General features: G+C 69.0%; 18 protein-coding genes. 15 read left to right on the top strand and 3 right to left on the bottom strand.

All coding sequences use genetic code 11. From position 1 onward, the window contains the following. Nucleotides 1-133 precede the first annotated feature (133 nt). From ACWH43_RS08805 to ACWH43_RS08790, 4 genes are all read left to right on the top strand, one after another. A complete protein-coding gene (locus tag ACWH43_RS08805; protein ID WP_158446584.1) occupies nt 134-448 on the top strand; it encodes a hypothetical protein in 315 nt (104 codons plus the stop codon). A 47-nt stretch (nt 449-495) separates the two neighbouring features. Further along, nucleotides 496-1,635 (top strand): ribonuclease D, encoded by a 1,140-nt coding sequence (gene rnd, locus ACWH43_RS08800; RefSeq protein ID WP_158446585.1) that lies wholly within the window; start codon nt 496-498, stop codon nt 1,633-1,635. A gap of 93 nt (nt 1,636-1,728) precedes the next feature. Continuing rightward, nucleotides 1,729-1,974, top strand: coding sequence for a type II toxin-antitoxin system Phd/YefM family antitoxin (locus ACWH43_RS08795; protein WP_158446586.1), 246 nt, complete (start codon nt 1,729-1,731; stop codon nt 1,972-1,974). After that, nucleotides 1,964-2,245: a type II toxin-antitoxin system RelE family toxin gene (locus ACWH43_RS08790; protein WP_158446587.1), complete on the top strand. Its 282-nt coding sequence runs from the start codon at nt 1,964-1,966 to the stop codon at nt 2,243-2,245. The genes ACWH43_RS08795 and ACWH43_RS08790 overlap by 11 nt, the downstream gene beginning before the upstream one ends. 15 nt (nt 2,246-2,260) lie before the next feature. Here the strand turns inward: ACWH43_RS08790 and fliP are convergent, their stop codons facing one another. Together fliP and ACWH43_RS08780 are read right to left on the bottom strand one after the other, a co-directional pair. Further along, complete coding sequence (gene fliP / locus ACWH43_RS08785; protein WP_158446588.1) at nt 2,261-3,034, bottom strand: flagellar type III secretion system pore protein FliP; 774 nt, start codon at nt 3,032-3,034, stop codon at nt 2,261-2,263. Nucleotides 3,035-3,177: 143 nt separating this feature from the next. Beyond that, nucleotides 3,178-4,485 carry a flagellar biosynthetic protein FliO gene (locus ACWH43_RS08780; RefSeq protein ID WP_158448347.1) on the bottom strand — a complete coding sequence of 436 codons (1,308 nt, stop codon included), beginning with the start codon at nt 4,483-4,485 and terminating at the stop codon, nt 3,178-3,180. 251 nt (nt 4,486-4,736) lie between these two features. Between ACWH43_RS08780 and flgB the strand changes: the two genes are divergently transcribed. The 7 genes from flgB (at nt 4,737) to cckA (ending at nt 10,786) form a co-directional block, all read left to right on the top strand. Further along, entirely contained in the window at nt 4,737-5,132 is a 396-nt protein-coding gene (gene flgB, locus ACWH43_RS08775) for a flagellar basal body rod protein FlgB (protein ID WP_158444518.1), read from the top strand. 28 nt (nt 5,133-5,160) lie between these two features. After that, nucleotides 5,161-5,571, top strand: coding sequence for a flagellar basal body rod protein FlgC (gene flgC / locus ACWH43_RS08770; RefSeq protein WP_158444519.1), 411 nt, complete (start codon nt 5,161-5,163; stop codon nt 5,569-5,571). 31 nt (nt 5,572-5,602) lie between these two features. Beyond that, nucleotides 5,603-5,926, top strand: coding sequence for a flagellar hook-basal body complex protein FliE (locus ACWH43_RS08765; protein WP_158448348.1), 324 nt, complete (start codon nt 5,603-5,605; stop codon nt 5,924-5,926). An 89-nt stretch (nt 5,927-6,015) separates the two neighbouring features. Continuing rightward, nucleotides 6,016-6,282: a flagellar biosynthesis protein FliQ gene (gene fliQ, locus ACWH43_RS08760; RefSeq protein WP_158444521.1), complete on the top strand. Its 267-nt coding sequence runs from the start codon at nt 6,016-6,018 to the stop codon at nt 6,280-6,282. Between the two features lie 80 nt (nt 6,283-6,362). Then, the gene (gene fliR / locus ACWH43_RS08755) at nt 6,363-7,121 is read left to right on the top strand and encodes a flagellar biosynthetic protein FliR (protein ID WP_158444522.1); all 759 of its coding nucleotides are present in this window, start codon (nt 6,363-6,365) and stop codon (nt 7,119-7,121) included. Nucleotides 7,122-7,128: 7 nt separating this feature from the next. After that, a complete protein-coding gene (flhB, locus tag ACWH43_RS08750) occupies nt 7,129-8,196 on the top strand; it encodes a flagellar biosynthesis protein FlhB (RefSeq protein WP_158444523.1) in 1,068 nt (355 codons plus the stop codon). Nucleotides 8,197-8,281: 85 nt separating this feature from the next. Continuing rightward, the gene (gene cckA / locus ACWH43_RS08745) at nt 8,282-10,786 is read left to right on the top strand and encodes a cell cycle histidine kinase CckA (RefSeq protein WP_158444524.1); all 2,505 of its coding nucleotides are present in this window, start codon (nt 8,282-8,284) and stop codon (nt 10,784-10,786) included. Nucleotides 10,787-10,870: 84 nt separating this feature from the next. Here the strand turns inward: cckA and ACWH43_RS08740 are convergent, their stop codons facing one another. After that, nucleotides 10,871-12,187: an MFS transporter gene (locus tag ACWH43_RS08740; protein ID WP_260347766.1), complete on the bottom strand. Its 1,317-nt coding sequence runs from the start codon at nt 12,185-12,187 to the stop codon at nt 10,871-10,873. 346 nt (nt 12,188-12,533) lie between these two features. Between ACWH43_RS08740 and recA the strand changes: the two genes are divergently transcribed. The 4 genes from recA (at nt 12,534) to ACWH43_RS08720 (ending at nt 17,636) form a co-directional block, all read left to right on the top strand. After that, a complete protein-coding gene (gene recA, locus ACWH43_RS08735) occupies nt 12,534-13,619 on the top strand; it encodes a recombinase RecA (RefSeq protein ID WP_311734767.1) in 1,086 nt (361 codons plus the stop codon). Between the two features lie 337 nt (nt 13,620-13,956). Further along, a complete protein-coding gene (gene alaS / locus ACWH43_RS08730) occupies nt 13,957-16,599 on the top strand; it encodes an alanine--tRNA ligase (RefSeq protein ID WP_158448349.1) in 2,643 nt (880 codons plus the stop codon). After that, entirely contained in the window at nt 16,599-17,258 is a 660-nt protein-coding gene (locus ACWH43_RS08725) for a hypothetical protein (RefSeq protein ID WP_158448350.1), read from the top strand. Before alaS ends, ACWH43_RS08725 begins: the two co-directional genes overlap by 1 nt. 81 nt (nt 17,259-17,339) lie before the next feature. Beyond that, a complete protein-coding gene (locus ACWH43_RS08720; RefSeq protein WP_158444395.1) occupies nt 17,340-17,636 on the top strand; it encodes a cupin domain-containing protein in 297 nt (98 codons plus the stop codon). Nucleotides 17,637-17,688 lie beyond the last annotated feature (52 nt).

The raw sequence follows: 17,688 nt of genomic DNA, 5'->3' as shown, positions 1-17,688 counted from the left end.
GTCTTTCGGAAATACGTCGGGAGCCGGCCCGGGGAGCCAGCCTCAGCTTGCGGCTAAGCACACACACAGGCCCGAAATGTCAAGAACGCCCGCGACATCCGGCAGATGCGCTGCTAGCCTTGCCGATGCGGCTATGGACAAGAAGCCGGACGGGGAAGGAAGTGACCTCATGAGAGGGTCGAGTCGGAAGCCGCTGGCGGTCCTCGTCTCGGCAGCCGTCACGCTGGTCGCGGCAGGCGAGGCGGCCTTCGCGCAACATCCCGGCAGCGCTTACAGGGCCGGCCTGAATATCGCCAGGGAACGCAATTACGCGAACCCGCATTGTTTCGCGCAGATCTTCGTCCGCCATGCGCGGCCGCATCCCGACGGTCGCCGCGGTCATTGGGTGGCGGCCGCCAGCCGTGCCTATCAAGGCGAGTTGTGGAACCGCTGCGGCATCAGTCGCTAGCGGTTACGGACTCGACGGACGCCCGCTTCCTCCGCTAAGCCCATCTCATGCATCTGATTTCCACCACCGCCGAGTTGGCCGCCGCCTGCGAGCGCCTCGCGACCCATCCCTTCGTCACGGTCGACACCGAGTTCCTGCGCGAGACCACCTATTATCCGAAGCTCTGCCTGATCCAGCTCGCCTCGCCCGACGAGGCCGTGCTGGTCGACCCGCTGGCGCAGGACATCGACCTCGCTCCCTTCTTCGGGCTGATGACCAACGAGGCGGTGGTCAAGGTCTTCCACGCCGCAAGGCAGGACCTCGAGATCGTCTGGCTGCTTGGGCGCGTACTGCCGACGCCGCTCTTCGACACGCAGGTCGCCGCCATGGTCTGCGGCTATGGCGACTCGGTCGGCTACGAGCAGCTCGCCAACGACCTCGCCAAGGCGCGCATCGACAAGTCCTCGCGCTTCACCGACTGGTCGCGCCGGCCCCTCACCGAGGCCCAGCTCGCCTATGCCGAATCGGACGTGACCCATCTGCGCCAGATCTACCTGGCGCTGAAGCAGGATCTCGACGCCTCCGGCCGCGAGGGCTGGGTCGCCGAGGAGATGGCGGTGCTGAGCTCGCCCGCCACTTACGAGGTCAGGCCTGAGAACGCCTGGCTGCGGCTCAAGGGCCGCGTCCGCAAGCCGCGCGAGCTGCCGCTCCTGATGGAGATCGCCGCCTGGCGCGAGCGCGAGGCGCAGAATCGCGACGTGCCGCGCCAGCGCGTGCTCAAGGACGACGCGCTGATGGACATCGTCCAGCGCGGGCCGCGCTCGGTGGAGGCGCTGGCCGAGCTGCGCTCCGTCCCCAACGGCTTCGAGCGCTCCCGCAGCGGCGGCGAGGTGCTGGCCGCGATCGAGCGCGCCGCGGCGATCGACCCCAAGACCCTGCCCCGGCTGGAGCGCGAGCGCGGCCGGCCGACCAACGGCGCCGTGCTCGACCTGCTCAAGGTGCTGCTCAAGGCGGTCGCCGACGCCGAGCGGGTCGCGCCCAAGATCATCGCCACCAGCGACGATCTCGAAGCCATCGCCTCGGATGAGCTCTCCGACGTGCCGGCGCTGAAGGGCTGGCGCCGCGAGGTCTTCGGCGAGAAGGCGCTGGCGCTGAAGAGCGGCCAGCTCAGCCTGCGCATCGAGCGCGGCCGGGTCGTGGTGAGCTGACGCTCTGGCGGACAGCGAAGTAGGCTCTATATATAGACCTGAATTTCGCCCTGAAATGCGACGGCGTTTCAGGTGAGAGCACAGGAACGAGCCATGCAGCGCATCGAAGCCGAGATCGCGGTCAGCGTGTCCGATCTCAAGAAGAATCCAACCGCGGTCGTGGATGGAGCGCGCGGCAACCCCGTCGCGATCCTGAACCACAATCGCGTCATGGCCTATATGGTGCCTGCGGACACCTATGAGGCGATGATGGATGCGCTCGACGATCAGGTTCTGATGGCGATCGCCAAGGCGCGGGCCGGCGAAAAGGGCGAGCCGGTCAGCATCGATGAGCTATAGGCTCGAATTCCTTCCCTCGGCGCGAAAGGAATGGGACAAGCTCGGCGCGACGCTGCGCGAGCAGTTCAAGAAGAAGCTGGCTGGGCGACTGGCGCATCCGCGGGTGCCGACCGATGCCCTGCACGGGCTGCCCGACCACTACAAGATCAAGCTGCGCACGGCCGGCTACCGTCTGGTCTATCGGATAGAGGACGAGAGGATCACGGTCGTGGTCGTTGCCGTCGGGAAGCGCGAGCGCTCGCAGGTCTACGAAACCGCGAAGAAGCGCTGATCAACTGCCCTTCCCTCACCCCCCGCCATAGCTCTTCACCAGCGATCCGGCGACCAGCCCCCAGCCGTCGACCAGCACGAAGAAGATCAGCTTGAACGGCAGCGCCACCGTCACCGGCGGCAGCATCATCATGCCCACCGACATCAGGATCGAGGCCACCACCAGGTCGATGATCAGGAAGGGCACGAACAGCAGGAAGCCGATCTCGAAGGCCCGCCGCAGCTCCGAGATCATGAAGGCCGGCACCAGCACCTCGATGCCGATGTCCTGCGGCTGCTGCGGGCGCGGCCCCTGCGACATGTCGAGGAAGAGCTGCAGGTCCTTCTCGCGCACATTCTTCAGCATGAAGGCCTTGAACGGCACGACGCCGCGCTCATAGGCCTCCTGCGGCTGGATCTGGCCCGCCATCAGCGGCTGCGCCGCATTGGTATAGGCCTCGCGCAGGGTCGGAGCCATGACAAAGCCGGTCAGGAACAGCGACAGCCCGATGATCACCGCGTTGGGCGGCGCCGTCTGCGTGCCGAGCGCCGAGCGCAGCAGCGACAGCACCACGACGATGCGGGTGAAGGAGGTCACCATCACCAGGATCGACGGCGCCAGCGACAGGACCGTGATGACGGCGACGAGCTGGAGCGCCCTCTCCGCCACGCCGCCGCCCTGGCCGAGATCGAGCGACAGCGTCTGCGGCAGCGCCGGCGTCGCGAGAAGGGCGAGAAGCAGCACCGCCCCGGCGAGGGAGCGGCCGGTCCGCCGCCGTCTTGCTGTGGCGAGATGGAGTGTCACGCGCATTCGCTGCTGCCGCCCGACTCAGCCGATCGGGCGAGACGAAGCTAGCGGGCGGGGCCGGCCAGGCAACCGCGCCGGACCGGCCGGCCGCGGGATCGGCGACATTCCTGTTGATGGCGCCGGCCCGAGCCGGGACGGCGCATCGCTCAGGATTTCGGCTTGAGGTCGCGGCCGAGCAGCCGGGCGAATTCGGCCTCGATCGCATCGACGGAGAACGGGTCGATCTCCTTCGCCGGTTCGGGCTGCTTCGGCGGCTCGGAGGCGGCGGGCTTGCGCTCGGCCTCCTCGGCCGCGGCGGACGGCGCGGGCTTGTCCTCGGCGGGCGCCTCGACGGCCGGCGCGGGCGCGGCTTCGGCCGGCTTCGGCGGGACGCGGGCCGGCTTCAACCCGAGCGCAGCCTCAAGCTCGGCCTCCATGTCGACTGCAGCCGGCGCCGGGCGCGGCGCAACCGGAGCGGCCGGCGCCTCGGGCGCCTTGGAAACGGGCCCGCTCTTCGGCGGCTCCGCCGGCCGGGCGGGTTCGGCAGGCTTGACCGGCTCGGAGGCCTTGACCGGCTCGGGAGCCTTGGCGGGTTCGGAAGCCTTGGCGGGTTCGGCGGCGGGCCGCTTCTCGAAGGGCTTGGTCGGCCCGGCCGCCGGTTCGGCGCGAGGGGCCGGCTCGACCGGCGCAGGCGTGGTCGGTTTCGCCGGAGGGACCACAGGCTCGGCCGGCGCATCTGCCGGCAGGTTCGCCGGGCGCACGGCGGAGAACGGACGCTTCAGCGCCGCCTCGAGCTGCTTGGTCATGTCGTCGAGCTCGTCGGCGCTGACCGGCGGGGCCGGGGCGTGCGCGCGCGGGAAGCTCGGGGCGGTCCCGACCGTGACCGGCGCGGCGGGAGGCGCCGGCGGAACCGGCGCGGAAGCCGGCGGCGCCGCTGGCCCGGCCGAGACGGCGCCGACCGCTTCGAGGCCGAGCGCGGCCGCGACGCCGGCGCTCGCCGCTGCGGCGGCCTCGGCCTGGCTCTGGCGGGTCGGCAGATGCGGCAGGATCTCGGGCGCCGCGGCCGCGGCGCCGCGACGGATCTCGTCGCCGGCGCGCAGGGCGGGCTCGCTCGGCGGCACCAGCGTCTCGAAGGGCGGCAGCGGCCGGTCCGGCGTGCCGGCCTCGCTATAGGCGGGCGCCAGGGCCCGCGCGCCGCTGCGCAGGATATTGGTCTCGACGACGACGTCGGAGGCGCCGCCGAGCATGATCAGGTGCTCGACATTGTCGCGGCGGATCAGCACGAGCTGGCGCTGCCGGTCGAGATCGTAGCTGTCCACGATGCCGAGGCGCGGCTGGCGCTGCCGGCCGCTGGTCTGCCCGCGCATCCTGAGGCGCCCGCCCTGGATCTGCCGCACGAACAGGCCGAGCAGGAGGAGAAGCGCGAGGATGACCACGGAGGCAATGATCACCTTCGTCGGGGTCGTGAGTTCCAATCCGAACAAGCTCTGCAAGGTCTGCCTCTTCTGCGACGGCCGCCCCCGGGCGGCAGAAGTTCCGCCCAAGGTTCAACACCTTGGCTATACCATAACGCTTTCCTTAACAGGAAACATGGTGAACGTGTGGTTAATCCGTTCCCCGAAATGCACCGCTTTTAACGCCGCGTTAACCATGCGCCCGGCAAGATTTGCCCACTGAACCGGGCGCGTCGGCGCGCCCTGGCGGGGCTTGATCCGGGGCTTGATCCATGGCGAACGACGGCTCGATCGGCGGCGGGCTGATGCAGGCGCTGAAGCTGCGCATGCACTACCAGCAGTCGCGCCAGAAGGTCCTCGCGGAGAACGTCGCGAACGCCGACAGCCCCGGCTTCCGCCCGTTCGACCTGAAGCCGCCCGGCTTCGACCGGGAGAGCGGCGTCGCCCTCGCCCGCACCAGCGCCGGGCATATGAGCCTGGCCGGCGCCCGCGGCGGCTTCGACAGCACCGGCGCGCCGCGCTTCGAGACCACCCCGAACGGCAACGCCGTCAACCTCGAGGACGAGATGCTGAAGGTCGCCCAGAACCAGTCGGACTACCAGCTCGCCGCCTCGCTCTACAGCAAGGGCCTGGCGCTGATGAAGATCGCCATCGGCAAGAACGGCTGACGGCGCGGCCGGGGACAGGAGAACCGTCATGGACCTGATCAAGAGCATCGCCGTCGCCGCCTCGGGCCTGCGCAGCCAGTCCGGCCGGATGCGCGTCATCGCCGAGAACATCGCCAACGCCGATTCGGGGCCGGAGCGCGCCGGGGCCGACCCGTATCGCCGCAAGGTCGTCAGCTTCCAGCGCCATGTCGACCGCGACCTCGACGCCCAGCTCGTCGCGCTCGGCAGGGTCCAGCGCGACCCGAGCGCCTTCAGGACCAAGCACGAGCCCGGCAACCCCGCCGCCGACGCCAATGGCGACGTCAAGATGCCGAACGTCAACGCGCTGGTCGAGATGGTCGACATGCGCGAGGCCCAGCGCAGCTACGAGGCCAATCTCAACCTGATCTCCTCCACCCGGCGGATGATCCAGCGCACCATCGACATCCTGCGCGCCTGAACCCGCGCCCTCCAGAAGGAGACCGATCACCATGGCCACACCGGGTTTCGCCGCGGGCGCCTATGCCTCGATCAACGGGCTCGGCGCCGGCACGCTGATGAAGAAGCCGCTGGCGGCCGGCGGCGCGGAAGCCGGCGGCCCCGACTTCTCGGCCCTGCTCGGCAAGGCGCTCGACGCCACCGCCGAGGCCGGCCGCAAGGCCGACGTCCAGACGGCGAGCGTCGCCGCCGGACGCGCCGATGTGGTCGACGTCGTCACCGCCGTCGCCGAGAGCGAGACCGCGATCCAGACGCTCGTGGCCGTGCGCGACAAGGTCATCGCGGCCTATGAGGAAATCATGCGGATGCCGGTCTGACCCCGCAGAGCAGCGCGGGTCGCCCCGGATCTCCGCTTCGCTCCGTCCGGGACGACGGCACCACCATCACTTCTCGGCAGGACCAGATCATGACCTCCGCAGCCATCCTCGACATCGCCCGCGACGGCATCGTCACCTTCCTCAAGGTCGGCGGGCCGCTGATGGCGATCGCGCTCGCGGTCGGCCTCACCGTCTCGCTGCTGCAGGCGCTGACGCAGATCCAGGAGCAGACACTGGTCTTCGTCCCGAAGATTCTCGCCATCTTCGCCTCGCTCCTGCTGCTTCTGCCGTTCATGGGAGACGCGCTGGCGGGGTATATGGGACGAGTCGCCGTCCGAATCGCCACGGGCGGATGAGCCGGCCGCCGCTGCATCCCGCCTTCGCCGGCGGAGCCGCATCGCGGTCCCCGGTCTGGCGCGGAGGTGCCCGCGGCACGATGCAGATCGCGATCCTGCCCCAGATCGGCGCGTTGTTCGTGCTCGTCTTCGCGCGGGTCGGCACGCTCGTCATGCTGATGCCCGGCATCGGCGAGCGCTTCATCTTCTCGCGCGCCCGGCTTTCGCTCGCCTTCTTCATCGCGCTGGTGATCCTGCCGGTGGCGCGCCCCTCCCTGCAGATCCCCGAGACGCTCCCCGCCCTGTGCACGCTGCTGATCGGCGAATTGCTGATCGGGCTCGTCATCGGCGTCTGCGCCAGATTGGTCATGGCCGCCCTCCAGACCGCCGGCACCATCGTCGCCCAGTCGATGGGGCTCGGCTTCGCCATGACGGTCGACCCGACCGCCGGCAACCAGAACCCCTCGATCGGCAACTTCCTGACCATGCTCGGCATCACGCTGGTGCTGGCCAGCGACCTGCACCACCTCGCCATCGCCGCGATCCATGAGAGCTACCGCCTGCTGCCGCCGGGCGGCACGCCGGAGCTGACCGACGTGCTGGCGCTCGCCGTCCGCTCGACGGCGCAGGGTTTCGCGCTGGCGGTGCAGATTTCCGCGCCCTTCATCGTCTTCGGACTGCTCTTCAACCTCGGGCTCGGCGTGCTGGCGCGGATGATGCCGCAGCTCCAGGTCTTCTTCCTCGCCGTGCCGGCCTCGATCTTCGGCGGCATGCTGGTGCTGCTCGTCGTTATCGGCGTGATGATGAGCGTCTTCATGAACGGGCTCGGCGTCTTCCTGCGCCAGTTCACCGGAGGCTGAGCCGGCCATGGCGGAAGAAGCCGACAACGAGGACAGGACGGAGGACCCGACCCAGCGCAAGCTGGACGACGCCACCGAGAAGGGCGACGTCCCCAAATCGCAGGAGATCGGCACCTTCTTCGTGCTCTGCGGCTTCACGCTGGCGCTGCTGGTCGCGGCCGGCTGGTCGGCGCGCGACGCCATGCTCTCGCTGCGCGGCTTCCTGATGAACGCCCACCAGATCCCCTCGGACGGCGCCGCCTTCATGCAGGTGACGGAGCGCGGCATCCTGACCGGCTTCATGGCGCTGGGCCTGCCCTTCGCCTTCATCCTCTGCGCCGGCCTCGCCGGCGCGCTGCTGCAGCACAAGCCGCTCTGGACCTTCGAGCCGCTGATGCCGAAATTCGACCGCATCTCGCCGCTGGCCGGGGCGAAGCGGCTGTTCGGCAAGCAGGCCTGGGTCAACTTCGCCAAGGGCCTCGCCAAGACGGCCCTGATCGGCATCGTGGTCTGGTCGACGCTCTGGGGCCAGCACGACCGGCTCGAGACCTTCGCCGAGATGAACGTCTCGGCCCTGATGCCGGCGACGCTGTCGCTCGCGATCAGGCTGATGGGCGCGGTGCTCGCCCTCTTCGCCGTCATCGCCATCGGCGACTTCGCCTGGCAGCGCTATAGCTGGTACCAGCGCCAGAAGATGACGAAGCAGGAGATCAAGGAGGAGTTCAAGAACTCCGAGGGCAATCCCGAGATCAAGGCGAAGCTGCGCCAGATTCGCAGCCAGCGCGTGCGCAAGCGGATGATGGCGGCCGTGCCCAAGGCGACCGTGATCATCACCAACCCGACCCATTTCGCCGTCGCGCTGCAATACGAGCCCGGCATGGCCGCCCCTCTCTGCCTCGCCAAGGGCGTCGACGCCATCGCGCTGAAGATCCGCGAGGTCGCCGGCGAGCATCGCGTGCCGATCGTCGAGAATCCGCCGCTCGCGCGTGCTCTCCATGCAACGGTGGACATCGACGAAGAGATTCCTGTCGAACACTATCAGGCGGTCGCCGAAGTCATCGGTTACGTCTTGCGCCTGAAGGGCCGGCGCGCCTAACTCGACGCCGGATGCGCATGAACGGAAGCTGCGGAATCCCGGCGCCCCCGAAGGGCCCGGCAGCAAGGAAACGGACTTGACCGCAATGAGCGGAAGCACGGCCACCAGCACGATCGATCGCTCCGACAAGCCGGGCCATATCGGCGTCATCCTGCTCGTCGCCGGGCTGCTCGTCGGCGCGGCGGTGGCGCTCGGCTTCATCGCCAACGAATGGGCGCAGCCGCTGATCCTGGCCCTGCTCGCCATCCTCTCCGTCGTCGGCGTCTTCGGGCTCTTCGCCTATGCGATCGGCCTGATCCAGTTCGCCGGCCGCGCCGCCCGCAACGACCTGACCAAGACCGTGGTCGACGAGGCCGATGACGGCATCGTCGTCACCGAGGGCGAGAACGACATCGTCTACGCCAATGCGGCCTATCTGAAGCTCGCCGGCGCCACCGGCGCCAACGACCTCAAGCCGGTCGGCCGCCTGCTCACCGGCCGCGCCGACGTCTCGGAAGCGATCTACCGCCTGGCCGCCGCCGCGCGCGAGAACCGCCGCCTCGTCGAGGAGGTCCGGCTGGAGCCGGCGCTGAACGGGCGCGGCGAGGTCGGCTGGTACCGCGTCCGCGTCGCCCCGGTGCGCCGCGAAACCACGACCGCGACGCTCTGGACCGTCTCCGACGTCACGCCCGAGCGCGAGCGCCAGGAGAACGCCTTCCAGGAGCTCCAGCACGCCATCGACTATCTCGACCACGCGCCCGCCGGCTTCGTCTCGATCGACGCCGATGGCGAGGTCTCCTATCTCAACGCCACGCTGTCGAGCTGGCTCGATTTCGACCTCGCCCGCTTCGGCTCCGGCGGCCTGCATCTCGACGACATCTGCACGCCGGCCGCCGCCGCGCTGATCCAGGCGATCCGCGGCCAGCCCGGCGACGTCCGCGTCGAGGTGCTCGACGTCGACCTGAAGCGCCGCAACGGTGCGCCCCTGCCGGTGCGCCTGCACCATCAGGTCGCCTTCGGGCAGGACGGCCGCGCCGGCCCCTCGCGCACCCTCGTCCTCAACCGGGCGGCCGGCGAGGCCGGCGCCGACAGCGGCAGCGACGCCGAGGTCCGCTTCGCCCGCTTCTTCCATTCGACGCCGATGGCGATCGCCACCGTCGACAAGGCCGGCGCGATCCTGCGCTCCAACGCCGCCTTCGCCCGGCTGGTCCCGGCCGGCGTCCAGGCGGCGACGATCCAGGACCTCGTCGCGCCGGGCTCCGGTCTCGACAAGGCGATCGCCGAGACCATGGAGGGACATCCCGGCGCGAGCCCGCTCGACGTGACGCTGAACGGCGAGGACGGGCGCTCGGCCCGGCTCTACCTCTCCCCTGTCGCCGCCAGCGAGGACAGCGACGGCGAGCGCGCCATCGTCTACGCGCTCGAGACCACCGCCGAGCGCAAGCTGCGCGACAACATGGACCAGGCCGGCAAGATGCAGGCGGTCGGCCAGCTCGCCGGCGGCATCGCGCACGACTTCAACAACGTGCTGCAGGTCATCATCAACGCCTCCGAATTCCTGCTGGCGAGCCACCGGCCGACCGATCCGTCCTTCCCGGACATCATGCAGATCAAGCAGAACGCCTACCGCGCCGCGGCGCTGGTCCGGCAACTGCTCGCCTTCTCGCGCCGCCAGACCCTGCGCCCGCAGGTGCTGGAGCTCGGCGAGGTGCTCTCCGACCTCTCGCTGATGCTGAAGCGCGTCGTCGCCGACAAGGTCACGCTCGACGTGCGCCAGGGCCGCGACCTCTGGCCGGTGAAGGCCGATCTCGGCCAGCTCGAGCAGGTCATCGTCAACCTCGCCGTCAACGCCCGCGACGCCATGCCCGACGGCGGCAAGCTGACCGTGCGCACCCGCAACGTCCCGCGCGACGACTGCAAGGGCTTCGGCCACGACTCCCTGCCCGCCGACGACTACGTGCTGCTCGAGGTCGAGGATACCGGCAGCGGCATCCCGCAGGAGCATCTCGACAAGATCTTCGAGCCTTTCTTCACCACCAAGGAGGTCGGCAAGGGCACGGGCCTCGGCCTCTCCATGGTCTACGGCATCGTCAAGCAGACCGGCGGCTACGTCTTCGTCGATTCCACCATCGGCAAGGGCACGGCTTTCCAGATCTTCCTGCCCCGCCATGTCCCGAGCGAGGAGGAGGTCGCCGCCGAAGCCGCCGCCAGGGAGGCGCCGAAGAAGCTCGCCGCCGACCATACCGGCGCCGGCGTCATCCTGCTGGTCGAGGACGAGGATGCGGTGCGCGCGCTCAACGCCCGCATGCTGGTCTCGCGCGGCTACACCGTCCACGAGGCGGCGTCCGGCGTCGAGGCGCTCGACATCTTCCTGCAGAACGACGGCAAGATCGACCTCGTCGTCTCGGATGTGGTGATGCCGGAGATGGACGGCCCGACCCTGCTCGGCGAATTGCGCAAGCGCAACCCGAACACCAAGGTCGTCTTCGTCTCGGGCTATGCCGAGGAGGCCTTCCGCAAGAACCTCCCCGAGGGCGAGGGCTTCCACTTCCTCCCCAAGCCCTTCACCATGAAGCAGCTCGTCGAAACGGTGAAGGCGGCGATGGGCTGAAGGCTCCCATCGTTCCGGCAGCCCTCAAGGCCGAAGCCGGAATGACGGGAGGCTTCTCGAAAAGCCTCCCTGCCGCCGCGCTCCTCAGAGCGCCGGTGCCGCAGCGCCTTCCTCCACCTGCCCCCCGGCCAGCGCCCCGACGCCGAGGAGCGCCAGGATGGTGATGAGCGCCGAGACGCTGAGGTAGTAGCCGACATAGGCCAGCCCCTTCTCGGTCGCGAGCCAGGTCGCGGCATAGGGCGCGAGCGAGGCGCCGACGATGCCGCCGAGGTTGAAGGTCAGCGAGGCGCCGGTATAGCGCACCGCCGTCGGGAACATCTCGGCCAGCGCCGTGCCGAGCGGGCCATAGGTGAAGCCCATCAGCGACAGCCCGATCACGAAGAAGGCGAGCGCGCCGAGCCAGCTCCCCGAGCCGAAGAGCGGCGCCAGCAGGAAGCCGAACACCGCGATCCCGACCGTGGTCCAGAGCAGCGTCCGGCGCCGGCCGAAGCGGTCGGCCAGCACGGCCGAGAGCGGGATCGTCAGGCCGAAGAAGACGACGCCGATCATCTGCAGCGGCAGGAACTGGTCGCGCGAGAAGCCGAGCTTGGTCGTGCCCCAGCTCAGCGCGAACACGGTCATCAGATAGAACAGCACGAAGGTCGCCAGCGCCGCGAAGGTGCCGCAGAGCAGCGCCAGCTTGTGCCGGGCGAAGATGCTGACGAAGGGCACCTGAACCCGCTCCTGCTTCTCGATCGCCTTGCGGAAGGCCGGGGTCTCGCTGATGCGCAGGCGGATATAGAGCCCCATGAAGACGAGCAGGGCGCTGGCGATGAAGGGAATGCGCCAGCCGAAGGAGAAGAACTGCGCGTCGCTCATCAGCGAATCGAGGATCAGGAAGCTGCCCGTCGCGCAGATGAAGCCGATCGGCGCGCCGAGCTGCGGGAACATGCCGTACCAGGCCGATTTGCCGGGCGGCGCGTTCTCGGTCGCCAGCAGCACCGCCCCGCCCCACTCGCCGCCGAGGCCCAGCCCCTGCCCCAGCCGACACAGGGCCAGCAGCAGCGGCGCGACGACGCCCACGCTCGCATAGGTCGGCAGCAGGCCGATCGCGACGGTCGAGAGCCCCATCGTCATCAGCGCGGCGACGAGCGTCGCCTTGCGGCCGATGCGGTCGCCGAAATGCCCGAAGATCGCCGCGCCGACCGGCCGCGCGAAGAAGGCGATGGCGAAGGTGGCGAAGGATTGCAGGATCGCCGAGGTCGGATCGGCGCCCGGGAAGAACAGCTTCGGGAAGACGATCACCGCCGCCGTCGCATAGATATAGAAGTCGAAGAACTCGATCGTCGTGCCGATCAGGCTGGCGAGAAGGATCCGGCCCGGCGAGTTCAGGGCGTCGGACGGAGCAGGAGCGGAGGACACGCGGGCAACTTTCAGAAAGGGAACGACAAGCCGCGCGCAATATCAAAGACATCCTCACCCGCCCATGGGCAATTCCCTGACCTTGATATGCAATATACGCATATCAAGGTCAGTAAAATCTAGAAAGCATACAATTCAAGCATATCGAAGCGGCCGCGACGCCGGCTGCAAGGCGCTCCGTCGCGCCCGAACGCGATACACCCTCCTGCAATGCAGGCAGCCCTCCTGACAGAAACTGACATGCAGAACAAAAAAAGAACTTGCGGCAAAGAACAAAGAGTGATCATTCTCCTGTCAAGACATGATTGAGATGTCCCCGTCGCCCTGCCATAAGGAGCCGATACCCGTGAATCAGGCAAATCTCAGACTCGTGGAAGGCTCCTCGATGGACAAGGCCAAGGCGCTCGATGCGGCGCTCTCCCAGATCGAACGCGCCTTCGGCAAGGGCTCGATCATGCGGCTCGGCAAGAACCCGCAGTCGATCGAGATCGAGACGATCTCGACGGGTTCGCTCGGCCTCGACATCGCGCTCGGCGTCGGCGGTCTGCCCAAGGGCCGCATCGTCGAGATCTACGGTCCGGAATCTTCGGGCAAGACCACGCTGGCGCTGCACACCATCGCCGAGGCGCAGAAGAAGGGCGGCGTCTGCGCCTTCGTCGACGCCGAGCACGCGCTCGACCCGGTCTATGCCCGCAAGCTCGGCGTCAATCTCGACGACCTGCTGATCTCCCAGCCCGATACCGGGGAGCAGGCGCTGGAGATCACCGACACCCTCGTCCGCTCCGGCGCCATCGACGTGCTCGTGGTCGACTCGGTCGCCGCGCTGACGCCGCGCGCCGAGATCGAGGGCGAGATGGGCGACGTCCAGCCCGGCCTGCAGGCGCGCCTGATGAGCCAGGCGCTGCGCAAGCTCACCGCCTCGATCTCGCGCTCGAACTGCATGGTGATCTTCATCAACCAGATCCGCATGAAGATCGGCGTGATGTACGGCTCGCCCGAGACCACCACCGGCGGCAACGCGCTCAAGTTCTACGCCTCGGTGCGCCTCGACATCCGCCGCGTCTCGACGCTGAAGGAGCGCGACGAGGCGACCGGCAACCAGGTCCGCGTCAAGGTCGTCAAGAACAAGGTCGCGCCGCCCTTCAAGCAGGTCGAGTTCGACATCATGTTCGGCGAGGGCATCTCCAAGGTCGGCGAATTGATCGATCTCGGCGTCAAGGCCGGCATGGTCGAGAAGGCCGGCGCCTGGTTCTCCTTCGACAGCCAGCGCCTCGGCCAGGGCCGCGAGAACGCCAAGAGCTTCCTCAAGAACAATCCCGACCTGGCCGCCAGGATCGAGGCCACGATCCGCCAGAATTCCGGCCTGGTCGCGGAGCGTATCCTCGACGAGGCCAACCCGACCGACGACGACCTCGACGAAGGCGAGGCCTGAGACGGCTCTCGCCGCGCCGAACCGTCATCGCGAGGCGCGAAGCGACGAAGCGACGAAGCGATCCACGGGGCGTAAGGCTCGACGACACTGGATTGCTTCGCGGAGCGTGTCCTTGAGCTCGCCGGAGGGGAGATCCGAAGGCTCCCAATGACGGCGAGGGCTTCGATGATCCGGGCAAATCGGCGGGCGGCCTTCGGGGCCGCCCGTTTTCGTTTGAAAATAAGGCCTTTGCCTCCCGTGCGGCGCGTCGAGCTTTCTGGACAGGGCGGGGCTGCCTGACTAGAACCTGTCGTCCCGCCGGGCATGTCCGGCCCCGAGTTGAGAAGCGCAAGAAGCGATGAGCGGCGTCAACGATATCCGGTCGACCTTCCTCGACTACTTCAAGTCCCAGGGACACGAGGTGGTGGCCTCGAGCCCGCTCGTGCCGCGCAACGACCCGACGCTGATGTTCGCCAATTCGGGCATGGTGCAGTTCAAGAACGTCTTCACCGGCCAGGAGAAGCGCCCCTATTCGCGCGCCACCACCGCACAGAAATGCGTGCGCGCCGGCGGCAAGCACAACGACCTCGACAATGTCGGCTACACCGCCCGCCACCACACCTTCTTCGAGATGCTGGGGAACTTCTCCTTCGGCGACTATTTCAAGGAGCAGGCGATCCACCACGCCTGGACGCTGGTCACCCGCGAATTCGGCCTGCCCAAGGACAAGCTCCTCGTCACCGTCTATTCCGAGGACGACGAGGCCCATGGTCTCTGGAAGAAGATCGCCGGCCTGACCGACGACAAGATCATCCGCATCCCGACCTCGGCGAATTTCTGGCGCATGGGCGACACCGGCCCCTGCGGCCCCTGCTCCGAGATCTTCTACGACCATGGCGACCAGATCTGGGGCGGCCCGCCGGGCTCTCCCGACGAGGACGGCGACCGCTTCATCGAGATCTGGAACCTCGTCTTCATGCAGTATGAAGAGGCGGCCGGCGGCATCCGCACCGACCTGCCCCGCCCCTCGATCGACACCGGCATGGGGCTGGAGCGCATCGCCGCCGTGCTCCAGGGCACGCATGACAACTACAATATCGACCTGTTCCGCGCCCTGATCGGCGCCATCGCCGATCTGACCTCGGTCGATCCCGACGGGCCGATGAAGGCGAGCCACCGCGTCATCGCCGACCATCTGCGCTGCTCCGCCTTCCTGATCGCCGACGGCGTGCTGCCTTCCAACGAGGGTCGCGGCTATGTGCTGCGCCGGATCATGCGCCGCGGCATGCGCCATGCCCAACTCCTCGGCGCCAGAGAGCCGCTGATGTACAAGCTCGTCCCGGCGCTGACCCGCGAGATGGGCCGCGCCTATCCCGAGCTGCTGCGCGCCGAGGCGCTGATCACCGAGACGCTGAAGCTGGAGGAGACCCGCTTCCGCACCACGCTGACGCGCGGCCTCTCGCTGCTCGACGAGGCCGCGAAGGACCTTTCCGCCGGCCAGAGCCTGAAGGGCGACGTCGCCTTCACGCTCTACGACACCTATGGCTTCCCGCTCGACCTGACGCAGGACGCGCTGCGCTCCCGCGACATCACCGTCGATGTCGAGGGCTTCGACGCCGCCATGCAGCAGCAGAAGGCCAAGGCGCGCGCCGCCTGGGCCGGCTCCGGCGAGGCCGCCACCGAGACGCTCTGGTTCCCGCTGCGCGACAGGCTCGGCGCCACCGAATTCCTCGGCTACGACACCGAAAGCGCCGAGGGCGTGGTCACGGCGCTGATCCGAGACAATGCCGAGGTCCCGTCGCTGAAGGCCGGCGAGAGCGGCTTCGTGCTGGTCAACCAGACGCCGTTCTACGGCGAGTCGGGCGGTCAGGTCGGCGATGCCGGCCTGATCCGCGGCACTGACGCGACGGCCGAGGTCACGGACGTCCAGAAGAAGCTCGGCGACGTCTTCGCCCACGCCGTCACGGTCAAGGAAGGCGAGCTCAAGCTCGGCGCCGCCGTGGAGCTCGTCGTCGACCATGAGCGTCGCACCGCGATCCGCGCCAACCACTCGGCGACGCATCTGCTGCACGAGGCGCTGCGCCTCGTGCTCGGCGACCATGTCGCGCAGAAGGGCTCGCTGGTCTCGCCCGACCGGCTGCGCTTCGACTTCTCGCATCCCAAGCCGATCAGCGCCGAGGAGCTGCGCGAGGTCGAGGAGATCGCCAACGCCATCGTGCTGCGGAACGAGCCGGTCACCACCCGGCTGATGAGCGTCGACGAGGCCATCGCCTCGGGCGCGCGCGCTCTGTTCGGCGAGAAATACGGCGACGAGGTCCGCGTCGTCTCGATGGGCACCAACCCGGCCGGCAAGGCCTTCTCGGTCGAGCTCTGCGGCGGCACCCATGCGGCGCGCACCGGCGATATCGGCCTCGTCAGCATCGTCGGCGAAAGCGCCGTCGCGGCCGGCGTGCGCCGCCTCGAAGCCATGACCGGCAAGGGCGCCCGCCTGCGCCTCAACGAGGAATCGCGTTTGCTCGACGGGCTCGCGAGCCTGCTCAAGGTTCCGCCCGCCGAAGCCGGAAACCGCCTCGCCGCGCTGCTCGAGGAGCGTCGCAAGCTCGACCGCGAATTGACCGAGGCCCGCAAGAAGCTCGCCATGGGCGGCGGTGGCGCGGCCGAAGAGCCGGTGCGCGAAGTCGCCGGCGCCAAGCTGCTGGCGCGGGCCGTCACCGGCATCGAGATGAAGGACCTGAAGAGCCTGGCCGACGAGGCCAAGGCGCGTGTCGGCTCCGGCGTCGTCGCCATCGTCGGCGTCGCGGAGGACGGCAAGGCCGGCGTCGTCGTCGGCGTCACGCCCGACCTGACCGAGCGCTTCGACGCGGTCACGCTGGTGCGCGCGGCTTCCGAGCAGCTCGGCGGCAAGGGCGGCGGCGGCCGCCGCGACATGGCCCAGGCCGGCGGCCCGGACGGCAGCAAGGCGCAGGCCGCGCTCGACGCCGTCGCCGCCGCGATGGGCTGATGCCGGCCGGGAAGGCTTCCCGCCCCGCGGGTCCCCTCTCCCGCCGTGCGCTGCTGGTCGCGGCGGGCCTGTGGCCGGTTGCGGCCGCGGCGCAGAAGCAGCAGAAGCCTGCTCCCCGGCCGGCCCAGCCCTCGCTCTCGGCGGCGCGCAGCATCATGGCCGGTGCCCCGCTCAGCGTCTTCCTGACCAACCCGCCGCCGGGCGTGCGCCTCGCCATCGCCCGGCCCGACGACCCGGCCGACAGGGCCATCGTCGTGCTTCAGCCGAAGAGCAGCGTCCCCGCCCTGCAGACGCCGGGCGCCGTCGGCGCCTATGAGTTGCGGCTGACCGTCGAGAAGGACGGAGTGCCCCGGATCATCCTGCGCCAGCCGCTCGCCACCACGGAACCGAGCGCGACCCTGGCCGCGCCGTCCCGCGTCAGCCCCGGCCAGGCGCTGCCGGTGCGCGGCATCGGCCCCAATGGCGAGCAGGATCGCGTCGTGCTGGTCAGGCCCGATGCGCCGGCCGAGGCCGAGGGGCCGCGCTTCTTCCCGGCCGAGAATGTCGAGGCGACGCTGGAGGCGCCGGATCTGCCGGGCGAATACGAGCTGCGCTACGTCATGCATGCGCCCGTCAGCGGCCTCGCCATCCTGGCGCGCCGCCCGCTCAGCGTGGAATAGCCCCGCATCGGGGACGGCTTGCCGGCTCCGGCATGGCCGCCATACTGGCTGCGACGCTTCGCCTCGAGGAGACCGCAGCCCATGCCTTTCGAATGTACGGTTCCGGCCGTCGCCACCGTTCTCGCCGATGACAGCCGCGCCCGGATCACCCGCTGGGATTTCGAGCCGGGCGCCACCACCGGCTGGCACGAGCACGGCATGGACTACGCCGTCGTGATCATGACCGATGCCACCATGGCCTACGAGGTCGACGGCGTCGTGACGCAGGCCGAGGTCAAGGCCGGGCAGAGCTATATCCGCCCGGCCGGCGTGAAGCATGACGTGAAGAACGCCGGCGAGACCCGCCTCAGCTTCATCGAGATCGAGATCAGGCGCTGACCGGACCGCCGCGGCGGCAGGGCGCCGCCTGGAACGAAAAAGCCCGGCCTGG

The organism is Allobosea minatitlanensis (assembly GCF_964020775.1).
This window is presented reverse-complemented; position numbering and strand designations above follow the sequence as displayed.

Bases quoted from the DNA above. Each gene is read 5' to 3' on its own strand.
- ACWH43_RS08805 (WP_158446584.1), top strand. From the start codon at position 134: ATGGACAAGAAGCCGGACGGGGAAGGAAGTGACCTCATGAGAGGGTCG.
- rnd (WP_158446585.1), top strand. From the start codon at position 496: ATGCATCTGATTTCCACCACCGCCGAGTTGGCCGCCGCCTGCGAGCGC.
- ACWH43_RS08795 (WP_158446586.1), top strand. From the start codon at position 1,729: ATGCAGCGCATCGAAGCCGAGATCGCGGTCAGCGTGTCCGATCTCAAG.
- ACWH43_RS08790 (WP_158446587.1), top strand. From the start codon at position 1,964: ATGAGCTATAGGCTCGAATTCCTTCCCTCGGCGCGAAAGGAATGGGAC.
- fliP (WP_158446588.1), bottom strand. From the start codon at position 3,034: ATGCGCGTGACACTCCATCTCGCCACAGCAAGACGGCGGCGGACCGGC.
- flgB (WP_158444518.1), top strand. From the start codon at position 4,737: ATGGCGAACGACGGCTCGATCGGCGGCGGGCTGATGCAGGCGCTGAAG.
- flgC (WP_158444519.1), top strand. From the start codon at position 5,161: ATGGACCTGATCAAGAGCATCGCCGTCGCCGCCTCGGGCCTGCGCAGC.
- ACWH43_RS08765 (WP_158448348.1), top strand. From the start codon at position 5,603: ATGGCCACACCGGGTTTCGCCGCGGGCGCCTATGCCTCGATCAACGGG.
- fliQ (WP_158444521.1), top strand. From the start codon at position 6,016: ATGACCTCCGCAGCCATCCTCGACATCGCCCGCGACGGCATCGTCACC.
- fliR (WP_158444522.1), top strand. From the start codon at position 6,363: ATGCAGATCGCGATCCTGCCCCAGATCGGCGCGTTGTTCGTGCTCGTC.
- flhB (WP_158444523.1), top strand. From the start codon at position 7,129: ATGGCGGAAGAAGCCGACAACGAGGACAGGACGGAGGACCCGACCCAG.
- cckA (WP_158444524.1), top strand. From the start codon at position 8,282: ATGAGCGGAAGCACGGCCACCAGCACGATCGATCGCTCCGACAAGCCG.
- alaS (WP_158448349.1), top strand. From the start codon at position 13,957: ATGAGCGGCGTCAACGATATCCGGTCGACCTTCCTCGACTACTTCAAG.
- ACWH43_RS08725 (WP_158448350.1), top strand. From the start codon at position 16,599: ATGCCGGCCGGGAAGGCTTCCCGCCCCGCGGGTCCCCTCTCCCGCCGT.
- ACWH43_RS08720 (WP_158444395.1), top strand. From the start codon at position 17,340: ATGCCTTTCGAATGTACGGTTCCGGCCGTCGCCACCGTTCTCGCCGAT.